Source organism: Mesorhizobium sp. M6A.T.Cr.TU.014.01.1.1 (assembly GCF_004022765.1).
GTDB lineage: Bacteria > Pseudomonadota > Alphaproteobacteria > Rhizobiales > Rhizobiaceae > Mesorhizobium > Mesorhizobium mediterraneum.
Map to the genome: position 1 here is coordinate 72076 of NZ_RZPG01000011.1, position 25657 is coordinate 97732.

Sequence of the window (25657 nt, forward strand, 5' to 3'; positions counted from 1 at the left end):
GCCCCTCTCGTACGTCACTCTAGCCAATCGGCATCCGGAACCGCAATTGGCCGCGCGGCCGCCCTGCATTGGTTCAGCGGCCACGATAGAAGAGCACTGGCGCTTGACCTCGGGGCATCCTCCAGCATCAATGCAGGTGGGTTTTGTGGCTTGGGGGAGAAAAGATGCGGACGATCTTCTGTGTAACAACGCTGCTGCTGTCGGCCGGCACGGCCTTCGCCACCGGCGGCATCTGGTGCTCCGCCGAGGATGCCGCGGTGAAATTCGAGGTCGAAGCCGGCGTCACCAGAGGCATGGGCGGGCCGACCTTCAATTTTCGCGGCGACCTCGAAATTCTTGGCAGGCCCGTTGGCGACGGTCTGCGCAAGAGCGTGTTCGAGGATTCCAACCTCACGCAATACTGGCTCGACGGCAAGGAACTGCGGCTGCTCGTCTATCGCGAGCACGAGGTCGCAAACACCTATAGCTCAGTCGAACTGACGATCTTGACCAAGGCCAGCGAAGAAGGCGTTTATGACGGGCGCTATTCGCTCGCGATCTATGACGGCACGGCTGCCGCGGACAAAGACGACAAGCCTGTCGAATTGACCGGCAAGGTCTCCTGCGGGGCCGAGTAGAACTCCCGGCTAGTTATGCCGAAATATCGATAACGCCGCAGTCGCCGGCCGCACTGCCGAAGGCGACGCGCCGCTCTTGCCTGTCCCACATCATCGAGGTGATGGCGCCCTTGCCCGGCCGGCGCAGCAGCACTTCCTTGGCGTCGGTGAAGCGCACGGCCATCACCATGCCGTCATCATAGCCGACGGCGACGACATCCTGGCTCGGATGGCAGGCCACTGAGGTCACCATGGCGTTGCCGCGCGTGCCGAGCTCCAGCGGCGCTTTGCCCATCGGCCCGTCCTTGCCCGAAAACGGCCAAACGATCGCTGCCGGCGCGCCGGAACTCGCCAGCCATTTTCCCTTGGCGCTCCACGACAGGCTTTTGACCTTGCCGGGATAGCCGCTCATGCGCATGTGCTTGCCGTCGGCCAGCTTCCAGCCATGCAGTGCGTTCTCCTGCATGGTGGTGACGAGGAAGGCGCCGTCCGGCGAGAAGGTGATGCCGGTGTGGGCGCCGGCCCATTCGAGCTCGACAGGCTTGCCGTCGGCCGCCGGGAAATGCAGCGTCGCGCCATTGTAGCGGGCGACGCCAAAGCGCATCCCCTTGGGCGAGAACGCCAGCCCCTCGACCGAACGCGGATGCGCAAATTCCCTGGCCTTGCCGTCGGCGAAACGCACGAAGGCGATCTTGCCCGAGGCGTAGGCAATGGCGCCTTGCGGCCCGGCAGCGACGCTGGTGATCCATTTTTTGCCGGCGCTTGCCAGTTCCGCCGCATTGCCGCCGGCGGTGACGGCAAAGACCTTGCCGTCCTCGCCGCCGGTGATCAACCGGTCGTTGGCCGCGTCGTGGAAGGCCGCGAGCAAGCCGTCATTGGCCTGCACAGTCTTGTGGCCATGGTCGAGCCGATGGATGGTGCCGTCGGCCAGAGCAAAGTGCGGCACGTCGTCAAGGAAGACGGCGGCGATGCAATGGCCATCGAGATCAAGCGGGGCGACTGTGGGCATGCGAGCTGTTCCATTAGAGATCGTTGTGGTCGCCTTGCCGCCGCAGAGGAATCGTTAGCGTGGCTAGGTGCGACGCGACCTTCTCCCCTTGTGGGAGAAGGTGGATTGGCGCGCAGCGCCAAGACGGTTGAGGGGTGCTGGACGAAACGCCGTCAGTGCCAAGCTGAAACACCCCTCATCCGACCGAGCTTCGCTCGGCCACCTTCTCCCGCAAGGGGAGAAGGAAAGAAGGTGCAGCGCTAGCGTTATAAGACTTGGAAATCAAGCGGCCTGGCAGGCGTCAAAACTCTTCTTCAGCCGCTCGGCATCGAGCTCGCGGCCAATGAACACCAGCCGGCTCTCGTGCTTCTCGCCGTCCTTCCAGGCGCGCTGGTGGTCGCCCTCGATGATCATGTGCACGCCCTGGATGACATAGCGCTCATCATCGCCCTTGAGCGCGATGATGCCTTTTAGCCGCAGGATGTTCGGGCCTTCCATCTGGGTGATCTTCTCGATCCACGGGAAGAATTTCTTCGGGTCCATCTCGCCGCCGCGCAACGACACCGATTGCACCGTCACGTCATGAATATCGGACGGGTGCGCGTGATGATGGTGGTCATGCCCGTCATGATCATGGTGATGATGGCCGTCATGGTCATGATGGTCGTGGTCATGGTCGTCATGCGCCTCGAGGAAATGCGGGTCGTTCTCCAGCGCCCGCGAGAGATCGAAGGCGCCGCGGTCGAGCACTTCCGACAACGCTAGGCCGGCGCGTGTGGTGCGATGGATCCTGGCCGCCGGGTTGATCGCGCGGATCGTCGCCTCGACCTTGCTCAGTTCCTCCGGCGTGACGAGATCGGTCTTGTTGAGCACGACGACATCGGCAAAGGCGATCTGGTCCTCGGCTTCGCGGGAATCCTTCAGCCGCAACGGCAGGTGCTTGGCGTCGACCAGCGCCACCACTGCGTCGAGCCTGGTCTTGGAGCGCACATCGTCGTCCATGAAGAAGGTCTGCGCCACCGGCACCGGATCGGCGAGGCCAGTCGTCTCGATCACGATGGCGTCGAAACGGCCCGGCCGGCGCATCAGGCCTTCGACGACGCGGATCAGGTCGCCGCGCACCGTGCAGCAGACGCAGCCATTGTTCATCTCGTAGATTTCCTCGTCGGATTCCACGATCAGCTCGTTGTCGATGCCGATCTCGCCGAATTCATTGACGATGACGGCGTAGCGCTTGCCGTGGTTTTCCGAAAGGATGCGGTTGAGCAGTGTCGTCTTGCCGGCGCCGAGATAGCCGGTGAGAACGGTTACGGGGATCTGCGTCGTCTGTGCATCGCTCATGTTGGGCCTCGAAAAGGATTGTTGGCTCCATATAGGATGTGCGCCTTGCTTTTGCACGCAGCAAACCGATGGGCCAAACAGGTCGCCAACATTGCCGAACTTTGCCAACATTACCGGACGTTCATTGGCGCTGGCCGGCCTCACTGCCTAGATTAAGAACAAGGCAGGTTGCTCGAAAGAACCAAAAGAGGCGCCGGATGTCCGACAAACCGTTTCCATTGAACCGGCGTCAGGCGCTCGGCCTCATTACTGTCAGCGCGGGCGGCGGCGTCTTTCTGCCAGGCATCGCGCTGGCTCAGCAGGCCTCACCCTATGCCGGGCTTGCCCTGTTCGATAGCGGCGCCGGCGTCTGCGCGATCACGCCGGAGGCGACCGAGGGACCGTTCTATTTCGACCCGAAGCTCCGGCGCGCCGATATCACCGAAGGCAAAGCGGGCATTGCCCTCAATGTACGGCTGCAGGTGGTCGACGCGGGCTGCCGGCCGCTTCCCGGCGCGCGCGTCGACATCTGGCATTGCGATGCGCAAGGGCATTATTCGGGCTATCCTGGACAAGGTGACGGCCAGGATGTCGACACGTCAGGCCAGAGTTTTCTGCGCGGCTGGCAAAAGACGGGCGACACCGGCATCGTATCCTTCGCCACCATTTATCCCGGCTGGTATCGCGGCCGCACCACCCACATCCACTTCAAGGTCTTCCCCAACGACAATTCGGTGATGACCGGCCAGCTGTTTTTCCCCGACAGCCTGAGCGAGCAGATATTCACCACTGTCTCGCCCTACACGGATCGGTCCGGCAGGCGGGATACGTCGAACGCCAGGGACGGTATCGCGCGGCGCGCCGGGCCGCTGTCGCAGGCGGCGCTGCGCGAGGTGGCGGACGCCTACCAGGCGTTGATGATCGTCGCGGTAAAGGCTGATTGAGTCTCGTTTCGTGTGTGCGGCGCTCCTGCTGAAAGCGTCCACCTGCACTGAAAAGTCGTTTGTCATCTAACTGAAATAAACATCTGGCATTAGCCACGGCGGACATCGCATTGCTTGCCGGCAAAGCTGTTTTGCAAAGCCGGATCTTTTTGATCGTCGATTGCCAACCGGGCGGCGGCCTCTATGCTGTCCGCACCGGTTCGGCCGAAGAGGGATGACCATGGCCAAGGCGGACAAGACTGCGACAATGAGCCGGCTGCATTCGGCGGCGCGGCTGGCACGTACTGCGCTGGCGGCGCGGCTCCTAGGGCACGGCTTTTATGCCGGCCAGGACCAGATCATGCTGGCGCTCGATCGCGAGGATGGGCAGACGCCCGGCAATCTTGCCGGGCGCCTCGGTGTTCGCCCACCGACCATCACCAAGACCATCAATCGGCTGCAGGCGCAGGGCTTCCTGGAAAAGCGCGCCTCGGCCGCCGATGCCCGCCAGGCCCATATCTTCCTGACCGACACCGGCCGCGAAATCATTCACGCCATCGAGAAATCGGTGAAGAAGACCGAGAAGCAGGCGCTGAAAGGTCTCGACAAAAAGGACCAGAAGGCGCTGTTCAAGCTGCTCGCCCGCGTCGAGGCGAACCTCTCGAATGGAGAGATGGTTCTCGTCGATGATGAGATCGACGCCGACGAATGATCCGCGGCTGACGGCATCAGGCAGCTGCTGCCGACGACCCATGGACCAATGCCGACCAGCGGCCCGGCGTGACACCGAACGCCTTCTTGAAGTGCCTGTTGAAATGACTTTGGTCGCTGAAACCGGCCGCTATTGCGATCTGCGCCAATGGCTCGCTCGCCTCGATCATGCGGCGTGCTCGTTGAAGTCGGCGCATCAAGAGAAAGCGATGCGGGCTGGTGGAGAAGGCCGCACGGAAATGCCGCGATAGGGCGTAGCGATCCAGCCCGGTGATCGCCTCCAGCTCCTCGGAACGGACGATACGGAAAATATTTTCTTCCAGATAGTCGCGTGCCAGGCCGGCAGCCCGCCATGCTGTCCTTGGGATCGGCTTCGCCGGTAGGCCTGCATGCCGTGCCAGGCTTTGCATCAGCTGCGCAATGAAGTCGGCGACAAAGAGATCGTCCAGCTTCTGGTCCAAGGGCCCCAGCGCCGAAAGCAGCCTCGTGCGGAAGACAGGATCCGTCACCACGGCATCCTTGACGAAAGGCAGCGGTGCGCCGACCGTATCGAGGCAGTCCAGCACGACGGACGGCTCCAGATAAAGCATCCTGTAACGCAGGCCGTCTTCGGTGCCGGCACCGCCGTCGTGCAATTCGTCGGGATGCAGCACGATAATCTGGCCGGGCAGGCTGTGATGCGTCGCGCCGCGATAGCGGAAGGTCTGCACGCCATGCAGCGTCACGCCGATCGCGTAGGTATCGTGACGATGGAGATCGAAGGCGCTGCCGTGGAACCGTGCCTCGATACGCTCCATGCCGACCGAATCGGGGGCCGAGATGACGCAGTTTTCAGCCACGTCAACGCACAAACGTCCAAGACCCTGAAAGGCCTCGCCCGCTAAATCGTGTGGCATCGCTTCATCCACGAACCAATGGCGAATGTCTCATGTTCGACACCAAGTTTGCAATCGTGCTGCAGGACGATCTTCCCGTCTGGCAAAAGCTCAATGTCACGGCCTTCCTGACCAGCGGCATCGTCGCGCAGTATACAGAAATCATCGGCGAACCCTATCGCGACCGCGCCGGCAATATTTATAACCCGCTCTCGATCCAGCCGGTCATCGTGCTTTCGGCCGACCGCCCGACGCTTAGTGCGATCCACCGGCGGGCGCTGGACCGCGGCGTGACAACTTCGCTCTACGTCGACGAAATGTTTTCGACTGGACACGATGCCGCCAACCGCGCCGTCTTTGCCGAATTCGCGCCCGGCGACGCCAAGATTGTCGGCATTGCGCTGCGCGCCGAAAAGAAGCTTGTCGACAAGATCACCAAAGGCGCCCGTATGCATCCCTAGTCTAGCGCATCGGCCCGAAAATCGTAGTCAGTCTTTTTTGGCTTGCCGGTAGGTGGCAATTCCCGCAAAGGTGGCTCTACCTCACTATCCGGCCTGAAATTGAGTGCTCCCCCAAGACAAGACGAAAGCGCGACGCCTCCAGCGGCGATCCTTTGCATGCTTTCCGTCTATGTGTTTTTTACCTTTCTGGACACCAGCAGCAAATATCTTGTCCTGGCCGGGGTCTCGGCGTTGATCGTCGCCTGGGCTCGCTTCGCCGTCCACGTCGTGCTTGTCGGTATCTTTCTCCGCGGATGGCGCGAGCCGGCGCGCTTTCGCGCCAACAATTTGCCAGCGCATATCCTGCGCGGCGCCTTCCTGTTCGGATCGACCATTTGCAACGTCATGGCGCTGCGGACCCTGCAACTGGCCGAAACCACCTCGATTTACTTTTTCGCACCGATGGTGATCACAGCACTCGCCGGTCCGCTGCTCGGCGAATGGGCCGGCTGGCGGCGCTGGCTGGCGATCCTGAGCGGCTTCATCGGTGTCCTCATCATCACCCGGCCGGGCATTGGCGTCTTTGGCCTTGGCCACCTCTTCGCGTTAGGCTCGATGCTGTCGAACTGTTTCTACGTCATCATGACGCGGCGCACGTCGGCCACGGAAACCTCGGAGAGCCTCATCCTCTTTTCGGCGCTGGCGCCCGCCGTGCTGCTCCTGCCGATGCTGCCGTTTTCGCTCTCCCTGCCGCAGGATGGCTGGCACTGGTTCATCTTGCTGATGCTTGGCGTCTTCGGCGCAATCGGCCACTGGCTCCTGGTTCAGGCCTATCGTCTCGCCACCACCACGGCACTGGCCCCCTATCCCTATTCGCAGATGATCTGGATGATCATTGCCGGCTGGATTGTCTTCAACCAGTTCCCCGATCGGTGGACGCTCGTCGGCGCGGCCGTCATCGTCGCCAGCGGCCTTTACATCGTCCATCGCGAGCACAGGCTCCGCGTGCGCAATCGCGCCGCCCTCGACGTCGAGATGGAAGCGCTGGCAAAAAAACTTTGATTTGCTCCCGATCGATGGCATAAGAGCCCGCCTTTAAACAGTTTAAAGAAGCTCGGGGAGCGAAGAGCGCTGGCACAGAAGATCAAGCTTTCGACGATCGCGGACGCGCTCAGCGTGTCCACGGCCACGGTTTCGCTAGCCCTGCGCGACAGCCCGCTGGTCGCCGGAACCACCCGTGACCGCATCAAAGAACATGCCCGCGCCATCGGCTATATCTACAATCGCCGCGCCGCCAGCCTGCGCACCTCGCGCTCGGGCATCGTCGGCGTTGTCGTTCACGACATCATGAATCCCTTCTTCGCCGAGATACTGCGCTCGATCGAAAGCGAGCTCGATCGCAGCCGGCAGACCTTCATCCTGTCGAACCATTACGACCAGCTCGAAAAGCAGCGCACCTTCATCGACACGCTTTTGCAACTCGGCGCCGACGGCGTCATCATGTCGCCGGCCATCGGCACGCCGCCCGAAGACATCCTGATGGCCGAGGAAAACGGCTTGCCGGCGGTGCTGATCGCGCGCACCGTCGAAGGCGCCGACGTGCCGGTGTTTCGCGGCGACGATGCCTACGGCACCGCGCTTGCCACCAACCATCTGATCTCGCTCGGGCACAAGCGCATCGCCATGGTCGGGGGCACCGACCAGACCTCGACCGGCCGCGACCGCTACCAAGGCTATGTCAATGCCATGGAGGCGGCCGGGCTGGAGGTCAGGCCGTCCTGGCGCATCGCCGGTCCGCGCACCAAGCAGGCCGGCTTCGAAGCCGCTGGGCAGTTCCTGGCGCTGAAGGACAAGCCTACCGCGGCCTGCTGCTGGAACGACCTCGTCGCCATCGGCCTGATGAACGGCATCGCGCGCGCCGGGCTGGTGCCGGGCATTGACATATCCGTCACCGGCTATGACGATCTCGAGGAGGCCGCGATCGCGACGCCGGCGCTGACCACCGTCTGGAACGGCCAGCGCGAGGTCGGTCGCCGCGCCGCCAGCGCGCTGCTCGACAAGCTCAATGGGCAGATGGTGCGGCCGTCGCAGGAACTGATCAAGCCGGAACTGCATGTGCGCCAGTCGACCGGCAAACCGGTGGAACGTGCATGACAGAAGCCGAACAGCAAACAGTCGCCATTCTGGTGCCGGGCCAATTCAACGACCACGCGGTCGGTCGCATCGACCGGACGTTTAGCCGCGTGGGGATCGAACGGCCCGATGCGTCACTGGTCACCGATGAGCTGCGCCGCTCGGTGCGCGGCATTGCCGCCTTTGGCGGCATAAATGCCGCACTGATGGATGCGTTGCCGAACCTCGAGATCATCGCCAATTTCGGTGTCGGCTATGATTCGGTCGATGTCCGTCACGCCGCGCAGCGAGGCATCATGGTGACCAACACGCCTGACGTGCTGACCGAGGAGGTCGCCGACACGGCGCTCGGGCTGCTGATCAACACCGTCCGCGATCTGCCACGCGCCGAGACCTGGCTGCGCGACGGCAGTTGGAAGCGCAAAGGCAACTATCCGCTAAGCCGGCTGACCTTGCGCGGCCGCGGCGTTGGCATCTTCGGCATGGGCCGCATCGGTCTCGCCATTGCCCGGCGGCTGGAGGCCTTTGGCCTGCCGATCGCCTACCACAACCGGCGCCAAGTCGAAGGCCTGCCCTACGACTATCACCAGACCCTGAAAGGCCTTGCCGAGGCGGTCGACACGCTGATCTCGGTAGCGCCCGGCGGCGCCTCGACCGAAAAAGCGGTCAACGCCGAGATCCTGTCGGCGTTGGGCGCTGACGGCGTCTTCGTCAACATCGGCCGTGGCAGCACGGTGGACGAGGCAGCCCTTGCCGCAGCCCTTGCCGACGGCACCATCGCCGCTGCTGGGCTCGACGTCTTCGCCGACGAGCCGAACGTGCCGCAGGCGCTGCTCGCCGCCCCCAACACCTCGCTTTTGCCGCATGTCGGCTCGGCCTCGGAACATACCCGCCGCGCCATGGCCGATCTGTGCGTCGACAATCTGGTTTCCTGGTTTTCCCGGGGAAAGGCGCTGACGCCGGTGCCGGAGACGGAAAAGGTAAAGGCGCAGAGCTAAGCGGTGACCTTTCATATTTATTAACGTCGGCTTAACGCTTTGAAATCATTCTGTATCTCTCGCCAAATAAGCAGAGAATACAGGATGAAAGCACTTGCCGCATTGATGGCGGCCGCCGCGCTGTTCGGTAGCGTTCAGCTGCTTCGCGGCGGTGGGGGCGAAGCAGCCAGTGAGCCAACGCCGCCGTCCGGCAGCTACAAGCTGGTGGCCAATGGCGACGAAGCGTCCTGCGCGGTCAAGCGCGGTGCCGAAATTTCCGATGGCCTGTCGCTGCTGACGGTCGCTGCGAACTGCCGCCGGATTTTACCCGGCATCGAGCGCGCGAAATTCTGGCGTGAGCAGGATGACGACACGATCGCCTTCAGCGCGAACGGCATCGACCCGATCGTCACTTTCGCCATCGCCGACGGCGACGGTTATGAATCCTACGCACCGGCCCTGCCGCTGATGTCGCTGGCGGCCAGCAACTGAACTATTCCGCGGCAGCGCGCCCGATTTTGCCATAGCTTGTTAGTGTACCACATCGCCGAAGGCGCGGAGTATCTTTGCCGAGACGCTCTCCGACTGTGACGATCGTGCCGTCGGTGGCGGCCGCCTCGATCTGCAGCTTCGGGCCAAGCTAGTCGACCGCCGGCTGCTGATCCCGATGGCGGAAACCGTGTAGGTGAGCATCAAAGGCCTAGCCGGAGAGCGGCATTCGGCAGAAAAGCGTGGCCTTTCTGCAACGCCAGGTTAGAAAGAAGCTTCAGGACACGTAAGCGCTTGCATTGCAACCGAAGCGCGATCGTTATGCCCCATTCAATTAGGGGGCACTTACGTGAAATCGATCCTACTCGCATCGACTATTCTCTTGGCCGTTTCGGGCAGCGCTTTTGCTGCTGACTCGATTGCCGCGGCTCCGGTGGGCTACGAATGGAGCGGCTTCTATGTGGGTGCACAACTGGGGTACGGCTGGGGCGACGTCGATAGTCACGACGTGGATATCTTGGACCCCAGTTTTTCCGACTGGGCTGACTCCTGGAAAACTGACGGAGTGATAGGCGGTATTCACATCGGCTATAATCAGGCCTTCAATTCGATCGTTCTCGGTGTTGAAGCCGATATCGAAGCCTCGGGAGCGAGTGGCTCCGTTGATTCGACCTTTGCCGGCAATATCAAAACCGATATCGACGTTCAGGGTTCGCTGCGGGCGCGTCTCGGCTACGCGATGGGACCGGCCCTCCTGTACGCCACGGGCGGTCTCGCGGTTGCTCACTTCGACACCAAATATGACGATGGCACAACGACTGACAGTTCTTCCCATACGAAGGCAGGGTGGACGCTGGGCGCCGGTGTCGAATATGCCTTCGCGCAAAACTGGACGACGCGCGTCGAGTACCGCTACAGCGATTTCGGCACGTTCACTGACAATCCGGCGACCGACAGTGAATTCCTTTACCCGACCGAAGTGACCACTCAATCTGTTCGCTTCGGCGTCAGCTACAAATTCTGATATGGGTTGATCGCGGGTTCTGCGCCAAGGGCCGGACCCCGCGATCGTCTATTCCGCGGCGGCGCGCGCGCCGGATTTCGCCGCGGCGTGCAGGCGCACGGCGTCGCCGAAGGCACGGAATATCCTTGCCGAGACGCTGTCCGACTTGACCCAGTATTCGGGATGCCACTGGACGCCGACGGCGAAGGCGCGGGCGTCCCGCACCGAAACCGCCTCGACCGTGCCGTCGCTGGCGACCGCCTCTATCTGCAGCTTCGGGCCGAGCCGGTCGACGGCCTGGCGATGCACCGAGTTGACCATTATGTCGCCCGCCCCGAACACACCGGCGAGGCAGCTTCCGGGCTTGATCGAAATGGCTTGGCGGATGGCGAAACGTTCGTCCTGATTGTCGCTCGCCGGCGCGCGATGGTCCAGCGAACCCTCGCGCTCCTGGATTTCGGTCGCCAGCGTGCCGCCCAGCGCCACATTCATCTCCTGGATGCCACGGCAGATGGCGAGCAGCGGCACGCCGCGCTCAACTGCCTTGCGGATCAACGGCAGCGTCGTGGCGTCGCGGGCAGGATCGTAGGGACCATTGGCCTCGCTGGCATCGCCGCCGTAGAGCGACGGATGCACATTGGACTTCGAGCCGGTGACCATGACGCCGTCGACCGATGACAGGAGTTCATCGAAATCGAGCCGGTCGCCGAAGGACGGCACAAGCAACGGGAACACGCCGGCGGCCGAAAGCGCCGCCTCCAGATATTGCTGCGGAGCGGCATGCCAGGTGTAGTTGTCGAACTGGCGGACGTCGGTCGATATGGCGACGAGCGGCTGCTGCATTTTATCCGGGTCCATTCAGTGCAGGGACATATTCTGCCTTTAAAATAGGCGATCCGAACGCGCTTTGCCATGACAAGTTTCGGCATGTCGCATGGGCCACGGAGCGGTCGTTAGACTATAGTTGCAGGAGGCGCGCTCACCTCGCGAATTTCGTGGAAACGCCGCCGGCAAAACCGGCTGCCAAGCTGGACTCGACTTCTTGCCCGTGTATTGTTTGCCGCGAAGCCGATCCGGGGAACAGAGCATTTTCCGTACGTCGGTCTGTTGATCCAATAGGGAGGACTTCATGGATCGTCGATCATTCATCCGCAAGGCCGGCGCGACCGGTGTGGGCGCCGCTGCGGCTACAGCAGCGCTTGCCGCGCCGGCCATCGCTCAATCCAATCCGAAAGTGACATGGCGCCTGGCGTCGTCCTTCCCGAAATCCCTGGACACGATCTATGGCGGCGCCGAGGTCTTTTCCAAGATGCTTTCGGAGGCGACCGACGGCAATTTCCAGGTCCAGGTCTTTGCCGCCGGTGAACTCGTGCCCGGCCTGCAGGTTGCGGACGCCACCACCGCCGGCACCGTCGAGGCCTGCCATACGGTGGCATATTATTATTGGGGCAAGGATCCGACATGGGCACTGGGCGCCGCGGTTCCGTTCTCGCTCAACGCACGCGGCATCAATGCCTGGCATTACCACGGCGGCGGCATCGACCTGTTCAACGAGTTTCTGGCCACGCAGGGTCTTTTTGGCTTGCCGGGCGGCAATACCGGCGTGCAGATGGGCGGCTGGTTCCGCAAGGAGATCAACACGGTCGCCGACCTTTCGGGCCTCAAGATGCGCATCGGTGGCTTTGCCGGCAAAGTGGTGCAAAGGCTCGGCGTCGTGCCGCAGCAGATCGCCGGCGGCGATATCTATCCAGCGCTGGAAAAAGGCACCATCGATGCCGCCGAATGGGTCGGCCCCTATGACGATGAGAAACTCGGCTTCTACAAGGTCGCGCCCAACTATTATTATCCCGGCTGGTGGGAAGGCGGACCGACCGTCCATTTGATGTTCAACAAGGCGAAATACGAAGAGCTTTCGCCGGCTTACAGGGCGCTGGTGCACACCGCCGCGCAGGCCGCCGACGCCAACATGCTGCAGAAATACGACTATCTGAATCCGGCGGCCGTGAGGCGGCTGGTGTCCGGGGGCGCCAAATTGCGCCCGTTCAGCCCGGAAATCTTGGCAGCCTGCTTCGAAAAGGCGAACGAGGTCTATGCCGAGATGGAAGCCTCGAACGCGCCGTTCAAGAAGATCTGGGACTCGATCAAAGCCTTCCGCAAGGAGCACTATCTCTGGGCGCAGGTGGCCGAATACAATTACGACACCTTCATGATGGTCCAGCAGCGCACCGGCAAGCTCTGACAACAGTCACGGCGCCACACGTTCTTCGGACGCGTGGCGCCGTAACATTTCGATTTGCCGATCAGCGCGGCACCACCACCACCTTGACTTCACCTGGCGCAGGCGGGTTGGCGATCACCGCGGCCGCCTCCTCAAGCGTTACCTGCCGTGAGATGAGCTTGTCGATCTCGATCGCACCCGAGGCGATGAGATCGGCGGCCCGGCGATGCGTAAACGGATTGAGGAACGAGCCCAGAACCTTCAATTCCCGGAACAGCAGGTCGAAGGGTTCGAATTCTGCCTTCATGCCTTGAGGCATCACGCCGACGACGACGATTGTGCCGCCGGCCCTGGCGAGCCGCATCGATTGCTCGACCGTCTCTCTTACGCCAGCACATTCGAACACCACATCGACGCCGCCCGGCAGCAGACCCGACGGGCCGCCGACCGTATCGACAATATCGCAAGCGCTGGGGTCGACCGTCGCTGTTGCGCCCAATTCTTCGGCGAGGGCACGCCGCGAGGCCTGGCGCGTCGACAGGATGATTGTGGTCGCGCCGGCAAGCCTCGCCAGTTGCACGGTGAGCAGGCCGATCACGCCGCCGCCAAGCACGGCGACCGAGGAGCCGGGCTTTATCTGGGCCAGGTCCACGCCATGCAGGCAGCAGCCAAGCGGCTCGCAGAACGCGCCATGCGTCGGCTTCAGGTCTTTCGGAAGGAGGAAGGCCTGCTTCTGAGGCAGCACGACATATTCGGCGAAACCGCCGTCGCGGCGGATGCCGATGGCAACCAGATTATGGCAGAGATTGACCCGGCCGGCATGGCATTGCGGGCAGCGCCCGCAGGCGATGTTGGGGTCGCCGGTGACGCGATCGCCGACCGAAAAGCCGGACACTGCAGTTCCAATCGCTTCGACGATCCCAGAGAATTCATGTCCGGGCGTCACCGGCGGCGTACAGGGGAATTCGCCGTGGTAAAGATGCCGGTCGGTGCCGCAGACACCACACGCCTCGATCCGCACCAGGAGGTCGTCCGGCCCGGCGGAAGATTTGCCGACCTCGCGCAGGGCAATGCTGCCCACGCCCTCCAGCCGCACCGCTCTCATGTCTGTTGGGCCTCCGGCATCAATTGAAACTCGGTGGTTGGGACAGATCGGGTGCCGGCGCTGCTGGCTTGGCAGGCGGCGGTTCACCGAAACTCGGCGGCTGCGACAGATCCGGTGCAGTCGGCGCCGTGCCGCCATCCGCCGGCGGTGCGCCGAGCGGCGACAGGCTTGGCGTTTCCGGCACCTGGTAATCGATCGTGCCCGGATCGACTGGCGTGCCCTTGTAGTGCATCACCATCTGCGGGAAGGCGATGGTCAACCCGATCATGATGACCTGGATGCAAACGAAGGGAACCGCCCCCCAATAGATCTGGCCGGTTGTCACCGGCGCGATCTGCTTGCCGGTGAGGCGGTCGAGATAGGGCACGCGGGCGGCGACCGAACGTAGGTAGAACAGCGCGAAGCCGAAGGGTGGATGCATGAAGCTGGTCTGCATGTTGACCCCGAGCAGCACGCCGAACCAGATCAGGTCGATGCCGAGCTTGTCGGCGGCCGGCGCCAAAAGCGGCACGATGATGAAGGCGAGCTCGAAGAAATCGAGGAAGAAGGCGAGCAAGAAGACGAGGATGTTCACCCCGATCAGGAAGCCGACTTCGCCACCCGGCAGCGAGGTCAGGAGGTGCTCGACCCAGATATGGCCGTTGACGCCGTAGAAGGTCAGCGAGAACACCCGCGCGCCGATCAGGATGAACAGCACGAAGGACGACAGCCGCGTCGTGGACGCCAGCGCCTGCTTGATCACATCCAGCGACAGCCGCCCCTTCATTGCCGCCATGATCAGCGCGCCGACAGCGCCCATGGCGCCGCCCTCGGTCGGTGTCGCAATGCCCAGAAAGATGGTGCCCAACACCAGGAAGATCAGCGCCAGCGGCGGGATCAGCACGATGATCACCTGCTGCGCCAGCCGCGACATCATGTTGATCTTCAGGCGCTGGTCGGCGATCGCCACCACATAGATGAAGATCACGCCGATGGTGGCGCCGAGAATGTCGGCGTTTTGGCCTTGCGAGGGCGCAAGATAGCGATACGCCGCGTAGGAAACCACGACTGCCGCCACCACCGCGAACAGCAGCGACAGGACACCGTGGCCGAGCGTGCGGGCCTCCAGCGGCAGGGCCGGCATCGATTTCGGCCGGACGATCGACATGATCACGATATACATCGTGTAAAGGCCGGTCAGAACCAGCCCCGGAATCAGCGCGCCCGCATACATGTCGCCAACCGAGCGGCCGAGCTGGTCGGCCAGAACGATCAGCACCAGCGAGGGCGGAATGATCTGGGCGAGCGTGCCCGATGCGGCAATGACGCCGGACGCTACACGGCGATCATAGCCGTAGCGCAGCATGATCGGCAGCGAGATCAGGCCCATCGCGATGACGGAAGCAGCCACCACACCCGTGGTTGCGGCAAGCAGCGCGCCGACGAAGATCACGGCATAGGCGAGGCCGCCGCGGATCGGTCCGAACAATTGGCCGATCGTATCGAGGAGGTCCTCGGCCATGCCCGATCGTTCGAGCACGATGCCCATGAAGGTGAAGAACGGGATGGCCAGCAGCGTGTCGTTCGACATCACCCGGCTGCCGTAGAAATTGTCCGGCAGTGCGTGCAGCAGCGGCCAGGCGAGATTGATCGAGCCGCCCGAATAGGGCGACAGGAGGACGCCGATAAAGAAGAACAGCAGGCCGTTGGCGGCGAGCGAAAACGCGACCGGATAGCCGATCAGCATGAAGATGATCAGCGAGGCGAACATGATCGGCGCCATGTTCTGCGCGATGAACTCGATCACGAGCGCACCTCTTCGGCGAGCGCCTTCGCCTCAAGTTCGGCCTGCTCATGCACCGATATGAACGGGGTGGGATCGTCCATGTCGCCGCGCATGATGGCGATCTTCTTGATGATCTCGGAGATGCCCTGGAGCGCGAGCAGGAAAAAGCCTACCAGCAGGATCGCCTTCGCCGGCCAGATGATCAGCCCGCCTGAATTGTTAGACATTTCGCCGCTGCGAAACGACAGCGAAACATAGGGGACGAAATAGATCACCATCAGCGTCACGAACGGCATCAGGAAAAAGAGGTGACCGAGAAGGTCGATCCAATGCTGCACGCGGCGCGAGAACATGCCGTAGACGATGTCGATGCGGATATGGTCGTTCTGCTTCAGCGTATAGGCGGCGGCCAGCATGAAGGCGGCGCCGAACAAATACCACTGCAGTTCCAGCCAGGCGTTCGACGACATGTCGAACGTCTTGCGGATGACGGCATTGGCGGCGCTGACTAGAATTGCCAGCAGGATCAGCCACGACACCCATCTGCCGATGAATTCGTTCACACGGTCAATGGTTCTGGATAGAGCGAGAAGCCCTGCCATGCATTCCTCCCTTTACGCATCGGCCCGAAAATCGGTGTCGATTTTCGGAAAGCACGATGCGTGACTCAAAGTGTCAGCGGCGGCCGATTCCCGCTTGTTTTTCGTCGCGCCGCTGTGGCCCAACGGTATGCCGTGCGTGGCCCGGCGGGTCAACACGGCGCAAGCCGAGTAAACAATCTTGTGAGGTGAGCAAGGGCGAAACAGCCGCCTGACCGAGCGTCATGCAACCAAAGTCTACCAAAACCCGAGGCGGTTCAGGCAATCTTGCTCTGGTCGCGGCCGGCGCCGACCAGCATCAGCATGGCGACGAGGAACAGATACATCCAGGCGTCGCGCCACTCGACCGGGAAATAGCCGGCCCATAGCGATTCGGCCATGCCGAAGGCGGCAGCGCCAAGTGCTGCCCGCAACGGCGAGAGATAGCCGCCCACCGCCGTCACGAAAAGGATTTTCAGCCCGTAGACCAGGCCGGAGCCGAAGCTGATGTTGCCATAGTAAAGGCCGGCAAGGACGCCGGCCAGCGCCGCGCAAAGGCCGCCGGCGAGCACTGCGTGCCGAAACACCGCGCGCACATCGACGCCGCACATGGCCGCGGCTTTGGGGTCGTCGGACACGGCGCGCCAGCGCCGGCCGAAGCTAGAGCGGGCGAACATCCAGGCGGCGAGCCCTATGGTTGCCGCGACGACTGCGCAGTCGAGCAACTGGATGAGCGTCAGCGTGGCATTGAAATTGGCTCCCCGCGCAAAAATGATGGGCTGGGCCAGCATTGGCGGCAGCCACAGGTCGTGGGTGTTGGCGGCGATGCGGCTTACCTCTGACAGGAGCAGCAATATGCCCAGCGTCGTCACCACAATCGCGTTGGGCGTGCGGTCGACCAGCGGCTCGAAGATGCTACGCGACAGGACATGGCTGATCAGCGCCGCATACAGGAACGCAGCGACAATGCCGAGCGCGACGGCCGCGAACAGGGTCAGCCACAGGGCCTGATAGCCGAAGGCTGCGGTGAGGATCATCGTCTGTCCGCAAAAGGCGAACAGCGCGCCGTAGGCGAGGTTCGTCCGGTGCAGAATGCCGTTGGTCAGCACATAGCCGAAGGCGAGCAGCGCATAGAGCGCGCCGGAATGCAGTCCGTTCAGGACCTGCTGGAAGAAATAGAGCATGCGAACGTCCTTGGATCGCGGAAAACCGCGTCCATGCGAAGCAGATTTGCATCGGGTAATCTAACTTGTCAAACGCGATTTATCGGTTAGAAATGGCGCTCATGACGGTTTCCTGGACTCCGCACCGCTTCACTGGTGGCCTTCTTGCACTCGATACGGCGAACACCGTCGTGCTGCGTGGCGATCCCCAGAAAACCTTCGACCGGCTCAAAGATCCGGCAGAGATCGCCCGTTTCGCCGACGCGGCAAGCGTCTTTCGCGCCGCCGAGCTTGGCGGCAGGCGGCTCGAAGCGCCGTTGCCGGGTAAGATCGCGCCGGTCGTGCTGGCGATCCGCGAGACGACCGACCGGCTGTTTCGTGGTGCGGCGTCGAAAGGCGCGGTCGCCACGGGCGATCTGCCTGGCTTCCTGGAGGCCTGCGCCGAGGGTCTCGCGCACAGCCGCACCGAAATTCGTGCGCCGGGACGGCCGTTCGGCGATCCGGCGACGCCTATCGCCTTCGAGGCGGCACTGGCGGTTTCGGCACTGTCGCTGCTACAGGGCGACACCGTCGCTAGGTTGAGGGTCTGCCCCAACTGCACTTGGCTGTTCCTCGACCGAAGCCGCAATTCCAGCCGTCTTTGGTGCGACATGGCGGTGTGCGGCAACCGCCAGAAGGCGAGCCGCCATTATCGTCGCCGCCGAACGGCAGCCGGAGGGACAGCCAATGTCTAGGAAAATCTTGCGTCTGGTCGGTGCCGCGCTCGTGGCAGCGACGATGCTCAGCGCCTGCCGCGATACCGGCAAGGACGGCGAAGGCAGATTGTTCGAGATCTCCGGCAAGCTGTTCGTCTTCAACTACCGCCTCGCAAGGGCGACCTATGTCGTCACGCTGAGACCGTTGCAGCCTATGCAGGAAGGGCAGGTCGCGGTCACCAGCTTCCAGAATCCGGCCGGCGGCGAGCCGTTGGTCGTCGAGCAGAAAGTCTGGCCGAAGCTCGGCAAGGTATCGCTGGAGAGCCCGGCGCTTTTCTGCATCGTCAAGGACAAGCCCTATGCGATCTCGATCAGCATCAAGGATGCCGACGGTGCGGTTCTCCAGAAGATCGACACCACGCTGATGTCGACGCAGGACCAATCGGTCCTGCCCGACCGGCCGCTGGTCATCGACCAGCTTTATACGCCCAATCCCGAGCTTGCCGGCCATCCTGACGGCAAGCTACCGGGCGCCCCTAAGCCCGACTGTTCGAAGGCCGGCTGACGCGTCGCCGCCGGTATCGGCTGCGGCCGGAATTTTCATGCGCTGGCGAGCAACCGATGTGCGGTTTCTTACACCATCGGGCGCGGACCGGATCGTTTGTTGCGCTTCGCCTTGGTATCTTCGATTTTGTTTGACCTGCCCGGCAAGGGAAGAAACACTGTAGCATCCGCTCCCGACGTTGGCTGTGCTTGCGGCCTCCGCAGAGGAAATGCCTAATGACGCTGCATGATGTCGCGCTCGACGACAAGTTCGACTTGGGAAAGGAGCGCATCTTCCTTTCCGGCGCGCAGGCGGTCATCCGTATGCTTCTGATGCAGCGCGAGCGCGACCGGCGGGCTGGCCTGAACACCGCCGGCTTCGTCTCCGGCTATCGCGGCTCGCCGCTCGGCGGGCTCGACATGCAGCTTTGGAAGGCCAGGAAGCAGCTCGCCCTGTCGGACATCGTCTTTCAGCCCGGTCTCAACGAGGAACTGGCAGCCACCGCCTGCTGGGGATCGCAGCAGGCCGAATTGCTCGGCGAGGGCACGCATGACGGCGTCTTTTCGGTCTGGTACGGCAAGGGACCGGGCGTCGACCGCTCCGGCGACGTGTTCCGCCATGCCAACCTCGCCGGCTCGTCCAGATATGGCGGCGTGCTTGCCCTGATGGGCGACGACCACATGGCCGAATCCTCGACCAACGCGCACGCCACCGAATTCCTGTTCGTCGACACCATGGTGCCGATTCTCAATCCGGCCGGGGTTCAGGAGATCATCGACTACGGGCTCTACGGCTTTGCCATGTCGCGTTTCGCCGGCACCTGGGCGGCGATCAAATGCGTCAAGGACAACATCGAATCGACGGCTTCGGTCGATGCCGCGCTCGAACGGCTCGATATCGTCGTCCCGGACTTCGACATGCCGCCCGGCGGTCTCAATATCCGCAACGAGATCGACATGCTCGGCCAAGAGGAACGGCTGCATGAGTACAAGCGCGCCGCGGCTTCGGCCTTCATCCATGCCAACGGGCTGAACCGGATCGTCTATTCCGGTGGACGTGCCCCGAAGCTTGGCATCGTCACCATCGGCAAGAGCTATCTCGACGTTCGCCAGGCGCTGGAAGACATCGGCGTCGACGAGGTCGCCGCCAACCGCATCGGCATCAGGCTGTTCAAGGTCGGCTGCCCGTGGCCACTTGACCTGCAGCACATCGCCGACTTCGCTCGCGGCCTCGACACCGTCGTCGTCGTCGAGGAGAAACGCTCGCTGATCGAGGTGCAACTGCGCGAGAACCTTTACGGCACCGCCACGCAGCCGGTCATCGTCGGCAAGAAGGACGAGCGCGGCGACGGGCTGTTCCCGGCCAAGGGCGCCCTCGATCCCAACGACATCGCCATAGCGCTCGGCGAGAGGATCTTGCGAACGATCGGTCCGTCGGACGAGATTGCCGCACGGGTGGCGAAACTTCGCCAGTTCCAGGCGATGCTCGCCGACACGTCAGACATCGCCTCGCGCACGCCCTTCTTCTGCTCCGGCTGCCCGCACAATTCCTCGACCAAGGTGCCGGACGGCTCGCTCGCCGCCGCCGGCATCGGCTGCCATTTCATGGCGCTTTGGATGGACCGCAACACCGTTGGTTTCACCGCCATGGGTGGCGAGGGCGCGCAATGGGTCGGCCAAGCGCCGTTCTCGAAGCGCGACCACATCTTCCAGAATCTCGGCGACGGCACCTACAACCACTCCGGCGCGCTGGCGATCCGCTTTGCGCTGTCGACCGACGCCAACATCACCTACAAGATCCTCTACAACGACGCCGTCGCCATGACCGGCGGCCAGCCGCACGAGGGCGGCCTGACGGTGGACATGATCGCCAGGCAGGTGCGCGCCGAGGGCGTCGAGCGCATCGCGATCGTCACCGACGAGCCGGACAAATATGCCGGCAAGGTCGAATTCCCCGCCGGCGCCACCATCCATCATCGCGACGACCTCGACCTCGTCCAGCGCGAATTGCGCGCGGTCAGGGGCACATCCGTGCTGATCTACGACCAGACCTGCGCCGCCGAAAAGCGCCGCCGCCGCAAGCGCGGCACCTTCCCCGATCCCGACAAGCGCGTCTTCATCAACGAGTTGGTCTGCGAAGGCTGCGGCGATTGCGGGGTGCAGTCGAATTGCGTGTCGATCCAGCCGGTCGAGACCGAATTCGGCCGCAAGCGCAGGATCGACCAGTCGAGCTGCAACAAGGATTTCTCCTGCATCAACGGGTTCTGCCCGTCCTTCGTCACCGTGCATGGCGCCAAGATCAGGAAGGCCGAGGGTATGGCCGGCACGACCGATCCGCTCGACGGCGTGCCCGCGCCCGCCGAATTTCCGCTCGGCGAACAAGGCTGGGCGGCGATCATCGACGGCGTCGGCGGCACTGGCGTCGTCACCATCGGCGCGGTGCTCGGCATGGCGGCCCATCTCGAAGACAAGGGCTGCGGCATGATCGACATGGCCGGCCTTGCCCAGAAGGGCGGCTCGGTGTTCACCCATGTCCGCATCGCGCAGAGCCCAGACGATATCCATGCCATCCGTGTTTCGGCCGGGAAGGCCGACCTCGTGCTAGGCTGCGACCTCGTCGTGTCGGGGGCCCAGAAGGTGCTCGCCGCGGTGCGCGAAGGCCACACGATCTTCCTCGCCAACACCGCCGAGATCATGCCCGGCGAGTTTACCCGTTCGGCGGATTTCTCGCTGCCTGTCGAGCGGCTGAAAAAGGCGATCCGCACTGCCGCCGGCGAGGATAAGGCGCATTTCTTCGATGCCACCCGCACCGCCACCGCGCTGTTCGGCAGCTCGCTCGGCGCCAACATGTTCATGCTCGGCTTCGCCTTCCAGCATGGCGGCTTGCCGCTGTCAGCCGAGGCAGTCGAAAAGGCGATCGAGCTCAACGGCCAGGCCGTGGCGATGAACGTCTCAGCCTTCCGCTGGGGCCGCCGTGCCGCCCACCAGCCGGATTTCGTGCGCGGCCTCGTTGCCCAGCCGGGCAAGACTGCACAGACGGCCGCTGTCGCCAAAACGCTGGACGACATCATAGCCCGCCGCGTCGCCTTCCTCACCGCCTATCAAAACGCCGCCTATGGCAAGCGCTATGCCGACAGACTGGCCGCGCTGCGCAAGGCTGAAGCCAAGGCGGTGCCCGGTTCGACTGATGTGACCGAGGCCGCCGCGAGGAACCTGTTCAAGCTGATGGCGGTCAAGGACGAATACGAGGTGGCGAGGCTCTATACCGACGGCTCCTTCGCCGCCGAGCTGGGCAAGCAGTTCCAGAGCTACGACAGCCTCGAATTTCATCTCGCGCCGCCAATCATGGGCAGGCGCGGCAAGGATGGCAAGCCGAGGAAATCGAGCTTCGGTCCCTGGATGATGAAGGGGTTTCGCCTGCTGGCAGCGATGAAAGGATTGCGCGGCACGGTCTTCGATGTGTTCGGCTACAGCACCGAGAGGCGTATGGAACGGCAGCTTCTTGTGCAGTACGAGGCTGACCTGGAGCTTGTCGCCGCAGCACTCGCGCCGGGCAAGGTCGAGGCCGCCGCAGCGCTTGCCTCGGTGCCGGCGCTCATTCGTGGCTATGGTCACGTCAGGCAGGCCAGTGCCGAAAAGGCCGCTGGCGAGCGCCAGAGGCTGCTCGATCGGTTGGCAAAGACGCCGGTACGGCGGGAACTCCAGGCCGCCGAGTGATCGATATGCCCTATTTACCTGAAACCTGCCTCACGTTGGGTCAACGGGGTTGGTGGCGGAGCCCGAAACGGCCTCTCTAAACCTTTCTTAAGGCGAATGTGACACAGCTTGGCTCCCCAGGGTTGGGATTCAAGCGTGAATCTAAGAAGAAAGAACGAGATCCCGGTCGACGTCTACATTCCGTTCGTGGAAACTCTGTTTCGCGACGGTTTCACGCTGTCGATTGGTCTCGTCGCGCAGACGCTCCTCGTCATTCTGGTCTACTGGAAGACCATGGACGTGACGTATCTTCTGGTCGCCGCTGGGCTGATCATCGTAGGCACGCTGCGCCTTCGCAATATCAAAAAGTATTTGCGGCGTCCTTCCCCGACGACTTGGGAAGAAGCGCGCGCCCGCGAAAACGACTATATCATTTATGGTTCGATGCACGGCTTCATGCTTGGTGCTTTCTGTTTCGTCGGCATCTATCTGGCACACGACAGCTATGCCGAAATAGCCGCTGTCTGCGTTACGCTGGCATCGGTCACGTCGATCGCCGGCCGCAACTATGGCTCGCCGCGGATGGTCATGATCTTCATCATGACCACCACATGGCCGATATCACTGGGTTTCATCCTGCGTGGCGATGTCTACCATGTCATACTTGGTCTGATGTCGGCTCCCTTCCTGTTCGCTATCAAACGGTTTGCCGATATCGTCCGCGAAGTCCTGTTTACCGCTCTGTCCGAGGAGAAGAAGGCGAATCGCATCGCCCAACGCTTCAATCGGGCGTTGAACACCATGTCGCATGGCCTTGTCATGCTCGGCCCCGACGGCCGAGTGGCGGTGGCCAATGCCGAAGCCGCGCATCTGATGTCGCTCAAGTCCCCCGACGCGCTGCTCGGGCGGTCGATCCACGGTCTGCTGATGCGCGGCGTTGCCGGCGGCATGCTGGCGCCGAAAGACTGCCGCTACATCGAAGCCCAGCTTACGCGCGCCCTGCGCGAAGGGCGCGACCGCAAGGTTCTCGTCTCGCTCGCGAACGGTCAGCATTACGAGTTCTCGGCGCGCGAGGGTAGCCAGGAACTGGGCGTCATCACCTTCGAGGACGTGACGGCCCGCGTTGAGGCGGAAGACAAGATCCGCTTCATGGCGCGTTACGACAGCCTCACCGGCCTGCCCAATCGCGCTTATTTCCACGAGCTGATCGGAGAGGCGATGGCGTCCGGCGACCTTGAGCGCCTTTGCGGGCTCGCCGTGCTTGATCTCGACGACTTCAAAAACGTCAACGACACCCTTGGTCACCCGGTCGGCGACGGATTGATCTACGCCGTCGCGGAGCGGCTGGCGGCGGTCGCCGGCCCAGGCATCACCATCAGCCGTTTCGGCGGCGACGAGTTCATGATCTTCTTCGACCGTGTCGAGGACGAAAGTCATCTGATCGGCCAACTCGACGGGATTTTCGTCGACTTGCAGGGCGAGGTCGACGTAGCCGGCCATGGACTGCGCATCCAGGCCAGCGGTGGCGCCGTGCTGTCGCGGGTCAAGGATACCGATGTCGACGCCATGATCGTCAAGGCGGATCTCGCGCTCTACAAGGCCAAGGAACTCGGCAAGAACACTTGGCGATTGTTCGAAGCGTCGATGGACGCCGCTTTCCGGAACCGCCAGCTGATGAAGGCGGATCTGCGCACCGCAGTGGAAAGCAAGGGGTTGCGGGTGGTCTACCAGCCGATCGTGGCGATGAGCACGATGCGCATCGTCAGTTGCGAGGCGCTGTGCCGTTGGGACCACCCCGAGCTCGGACCGATTTCGCCCAGCATCTTCATTCCGCTGGCGGAAGAAATGGGCATCATTTCCGAGATCAGCACCTTCGTCCTGCATGCCGCGTGCACTGAATGCGCCAAATGGCCCGCGCAGACCAGTGTCTCGGTCAATCTCTCGGCCAAGGACTTCCGCAACCGCGACGTTATCCAGAAGGTTCGCGATGCGCTCGCCAGTTCCGGTCTCGCCGCCGGCCGCCTGGAGATCGAAGTCACCGAGACGGCATTGCTCGACGACAAGTCGCTGACGCGTCAGTACATCGAGGAATTGAAACGGCTTGGCGTGCGCATCGCGCTCGATGATTTCGGCACCGGCTATTCGAGCCTGAGCTATCTCCACAAACTGCCGCTCGACAAGATCAAGATCGACCGTTCGTTCCTTATAGACGTCACCCAGAACAGCCGTTCGCTCGAATTGCTCAAGGGCATCGTCAATCTGTCACGGCCGCTGGGGCTTTCGGTGACCGTCGAGGGCGTCGAAACCTTCGAACAGCTCAAGATACTCTCGTTGCAGGTCAAGCCGGACCTGGTCCAGGGATTCCTGTTCGGCTCAGCGCTCAGCGCATCCGGCATCGAGACCATGTCGAGCACGGTCTGGCCCTTTGCTAAGGACATCAAGACGGGCAGGAAGGCGACACGCCGCTAATTCCTGACGAAAAATCTCGTACTTTAGTATAATTTTACCTATTATTAAGGTTAATGACTGGTAAATGACCCCTATCCAGTTTTCATCTTTACATCGTACGACCCCGCCGTAGTGTTGCTCGCGGGGGCAGTTTGCGGGGTTTGAGTTCATGGTTGTTGAGTTGACTTCGCCTCGCCAGGCGGCGGGCGCTGAACATGAGAATATGTCTACTTTCGCGCGTCACGTTTATGCGCTCCTCGACCGGACGGAATACCGCCGCTGTGAAACCGGCGAGGATTTCGAAAGTATCTACAGGTTGCGCTACAACGCCTATCGGATGAACGCGCTGGTACCCGAGAATGCTTCCCGCGAGGTCCATGACGAGTTCGACGAGCTGCCGAACTGCCATACGTTCGGCATCTACATAGACGGGCGGCTGGTCAGTACGATGCGCCTGCACGATGTGTCCGCCGACAACCCAGCGTCGCCGGCTCTAAGCGTCTACAAGGACCTGTTGACGCCGCGTCTGGCGGCTGGCGAGCTCTTTATCGACCCAAGCCGTTTTGCCGTAGACGCCGAGTGGTCGCGGGTTTATCCGCAGATCCCTTACGTCACGCTGCGCTTGGCCGGCATGGCGTGCTTCCACTTCCACGCGCCTTATTGCATATCCATGATCCGCGAAGATCATGCCGCCTTTTACAAACGTATCTATCGGGCACGGCCGATCGGCGACGCGCGTCCTTATGCTGGCGTAATCAACTGTTTTGCGCAGCTCTATCAAGCCGATGTCCTGGCGATCAAGAACGAGACCTATGCCCGGTTCCCATTTTTCCGGTCGACGCCGATGGAACAGCGCCTGATGTTCGGCAAGCCGCCGGCCGGAGAACTCGCGCCGCTGACCATCCTGCCGACAGCCAAATACTATCGCGAAGCCGCCTGACATCTGGCAAATTTAGAGCGCGGCTGGAGCTTTCCGGCCGCTTCGGCGTTC

General features: G+C 62.5%; 23 protein-coding genes. 15 read left to right on the forward strand and 8 right to left on the reverse strand.

Going from position 1 to position 25657, the window contains the following annotated elements; genetic code table 11:
- Positions 1–164: 164 nt before the first annotated feature.
- Positions 165–617 (forward strand): hypothetical protein, encoded by a 453-nt coding sequence (locus tag EN885_RS14555; protein WP_128242315.1) that lies wholly within the window; start codon positions 165–167, stop codon positions 615–617.
- 13 nt (positions 618–630) lie between these two features.
- Here EN885_RS14555 and EN885_RS14560 read toward each other — a convergent pair whose 3' ends face one another.
- Positions 631–1605: a WD40 repeat domain-containing protein gene (locus EN885_RS14560; RefSeq protein WP_128242316.1), complete on the reverse strand. Its 975-nt coding sequence runs from the start codon at positions 1603–1605 to the stop codon at positions 631–633.
- A 261-nt stretch (positions 1606–1866) separates the two neighbouring features.
- Positions 1867–2925 carry a GTP-binding protein gene (locus EN885_RS14565; RefSeq protein WP_095484385.1) on the reverse strand — a complete coding sequence of 353 codons (1059 nt, stop codon included), beginning with the start codon at positions 2923–2925 and terminating at the stop codon, positions 1867–1869.
- Positions 2926–3122: 197 nt separating this feature from the next.
- Here EN885_RS14565 and EN885_RS14570 point away from each other — a divergent pair, with 197 nt between their 5' ends.
- Positions 3123–3848 (forward strand): intradiol ring-cleavage dioxygenase, encoded by a 726-nt coding sequence (locus tag EN885_RS14570; protein ID WP_128242317.1) that lies wholly within the window; start codon positions 3123–3125, stop codon positions 3846–3848.
- 220 nt (positions 3849–4068) lie between these two features.
- On the forward strand, positions 4069–4539 hold the full coding sequence (locus EN885_RS14575) for a MarR family winged helix-turn-helix transcriptional regulator (RefSeq protein ID WP_095484383.1): 471 nt from the start codon (positions 4069–4071) through the stop codon (positions 4537–4539).
- 16 nt (positions 4540–4555) lie between these two features.
- Here EN885_RS14575 and EN885_RS14580 read toward each other — a convergent pair whose 3' ends face one another.
- Positions 4556–5434 carry an AraC family transcriptional regulator gene (locus EN885_RS14580; RefSeq protein WP_127204991.1) on the reverse strand — a complete coding sequence of 293 codons (879 nt, stop codon included), beginning with the start codon at positions 5432–5434 and terminating at the stop codon, positions 4556–4558.
- 32 nt (positions 5435–5466) lie between these two features.
- Between EN885_RS14580 and EN885_RS14585 the strand changes: the two genes are divergently transcribed.
- The 6 genes from EN885_RS14585 to EN885_RS14610 all read left to right on the forward strand — a co-directional run bounded on the left by EN885_RS14585 (position 5467) and on the right by EN885_RS14610 (position 10476).
- Positions 5467–5874, forward strand: a complete 408-nt coding sequence (locus EN885_RS14585; protein WP_128242318.1) for a DUF2000 family protein — start codon at positions 5467–5469, stop codon at positions 5872–5874.
- 156 nt (positions 5875–6030) lie between these two features.
- The gene (locus tag EN885_RS14590) at positions 6031–6915 is read left to right on the forward strand and encodes a DMT family transporter (protein WP_164897848.1); all 885 of its coding nucleotides are present in this window, start codon (positions 6031–6033) and stop codon (positions 6913–6915) included.
- Between the two features lie 69 nt (positions 6916–6984).
- A complete protein-coding gene (locus EN885_RS14595; RefSeq protein WP_095484379.1) occupies positions 6985–8007 on the forward strand; it encodes a LacI family DNA-binding transcriptional regulator in 1023 nt (340 codons plus the stop codon).
- On the forward strand, positions 8004–8984 hold the full coding sequence (locus tag EN885_RS14600) for a 2-hydroxyacid dehydrogenase (protein WP_128242320.1): 981 nt from the start codon (positions 8004–8006) through the stop codon (positions 8982–8984). Before EN885_RS14595 ends, EN885_RS14600 begins: the two co-directional genes overlap by 4 nt.
- A gap of 84 nt (positions 8985–9068) precedes the next feature.
- A complete protein-coding gene (locus EN885_RS14605) occupies positions 9069–9455 on the forward strand; it encodes a hypothetical protein (RefSeq protein WP_095484377.1) in 387 nt (128 codons plus the stop codon).
- 346 nt (positions 9456–9801) lie between these two features.
- The gene (locus EN885_RS14610) at positions 9802–10476 is read left to right on the forward strand and encodes an outer membrane protein (RefSeq protein WP_164897454.1); all 675 of its coding nucleotides are present in this window, start codon (positions 9802–9804) and stop codon (positions 10474–10476) included.
- 48 nt (positions 10477–10524) lie between these two features.
- Here the strand turns inward: EN885_RS14610 and EN885_RS14615 are convergent, their stop codons facing one another.
- Positions 10525–11298, reverse strand: coding sequence for a gamma-glutamyl-gamma-aminobutyrate hydrolase family protein (locus tag EN885_RS14615; protein ID WP_095484375.1), 774 nt, complete (start codon positions 11296–11298; stop codon positions 10525–10527).
- 286 nt (positions 11299–11584) lie between these two features.
- Here EN885_RS14615 and EN885_RS14620 point away from each other — a divergent pair, with 286 nt between their 5' ends.
- Positions 11585–12694: a TRAP transporter substrate-binding protein gene (locus tag EN885_RS14620; RefSeq protein WP_126103926.1), complete on the forward strand. Its 1110-nt coding sequence runs from the start codon at positions 11585–11587 to the stop codon at positions 12692–12694.
- A gap of 61 nt (positions 12695–12755) precedes the next feature.
- Here EN885_RS14620 and EN885_RS14625 read toward each other — a convergent pair whose 3' ends face one another.
- The 4 genes from EN885_RS14625 to EN885_RS14640 form a co-directional block, all read right to left on the reverse strand.
- Positions 12756–13778 (reverse strand): zinc-dependent alcohol dehydrogenase family protein, encoded by a 1023-nt coding sequence (locus EN885_RS14625; protein ID WP_128242322.1) that lies wholly within the window; start codon positions 13776–13778, stop codon positions 12756–12758.
- 19 nt (positions 13779–13797) lie between these two features.
- Positions 13798–15561 (reverse strand): TRAP transporter large permease subunit, encoded by a 1764-nt coding sequence (locus EN885_RS14630; protein ID WP_128242371.1) that lies wholly within the window; start codon positions 15559–15561, stop codon positions 13798–13800.
- Entirely contained in the window at positions 15561–16145 is a 585-nt protein-coding gene (locus tag EN885_RS14635) for a TRAP transporter small permease subunit (protein ID WP_065006078.1), read from the reverse strand. Before EN885_RS14635 ends, EN885_RS14630 begins: the two co-directional genes overlap by 1 nt.
- A 254-nt stretch (positions 16146–16399) precedes the next feature.
- Positions 16400–17305, reverse strand: coding sequence for a branched-chain amino acid ABC transporter permease (locus EN885_RS14640; RefSeq protein ID WP_095484372.1), 906 nt, complete (start codon positions 17303–17305; stop codon positions 16400–16402).
- A gap of 101 nt (positions 17306–17406) precedes the next feature.
- Between EN885_RS14640 and EN885_RS14645 the strand changes: the two genes are divergently transcribed.
- The 5 genes from EN885_RS14645 (at position 17407) to EN885_RS14665 (ending at position 25606) form a co-directional block, all read left to right on the forward strand.
- On the forward strand, positions 17407–18018 hold the full coding sequence (locus EN885_RS14645) for a CGNR zinc finger domain-containing protein (protein WP_095485049.1): 612 nt from the start codon (positions 17407–17409) through the stop codon (positions 18016–18018).
- On the forward strand, positions 18011–18544 hold the full coding sequence (locus EN885_RS14650) for a hypothetical protein (RefSeq protein WP_128242323.1): 534 nt from the start codon (positions 18011–18013) through the stop codon (positions 18542–18544). Before EN885_RS14645 ends, EN885_RS14650 begins: the two co-directional genes overlap by 8 nt.
- Positions 18545–18759: 215 nt before the next feature.
- Complete coding sequence (locus EN885_RS14655) at positions 18760–22239, forward strand: indolepyruvate ferredoxin oxidoreductase family protein (protein ID WP_128242324.1); 3480 nt, start codon at positions 18760–18762, stop codon at positions 22237–22239.
- 135 nt (positions 22240–22374) lie between these two features.
- Positions 22375–24687 (forward strand): EAL domain-containing protein, encoded by a 2313-nt coding sequence (locus EN885_RS14660; protein WP_127204981.1) that lies wholly within the window; start codon positions 22375–22377, stop codon positions 24685–24687.
- Positions 24688–24835: 148 nt separating this feature from the next.
- Positions 24836–25606, forward strand: a complete 771-nt coding sequence (locus EN885_RS14665) for an acyl-homoserine-lactone synthase (protein ID WP_128242325.1) — start codon at positions 24836–24838, stop codon at positions 25604–25606.
- Positions 25607–25657 lie beyond the last annotated feature (51 nt).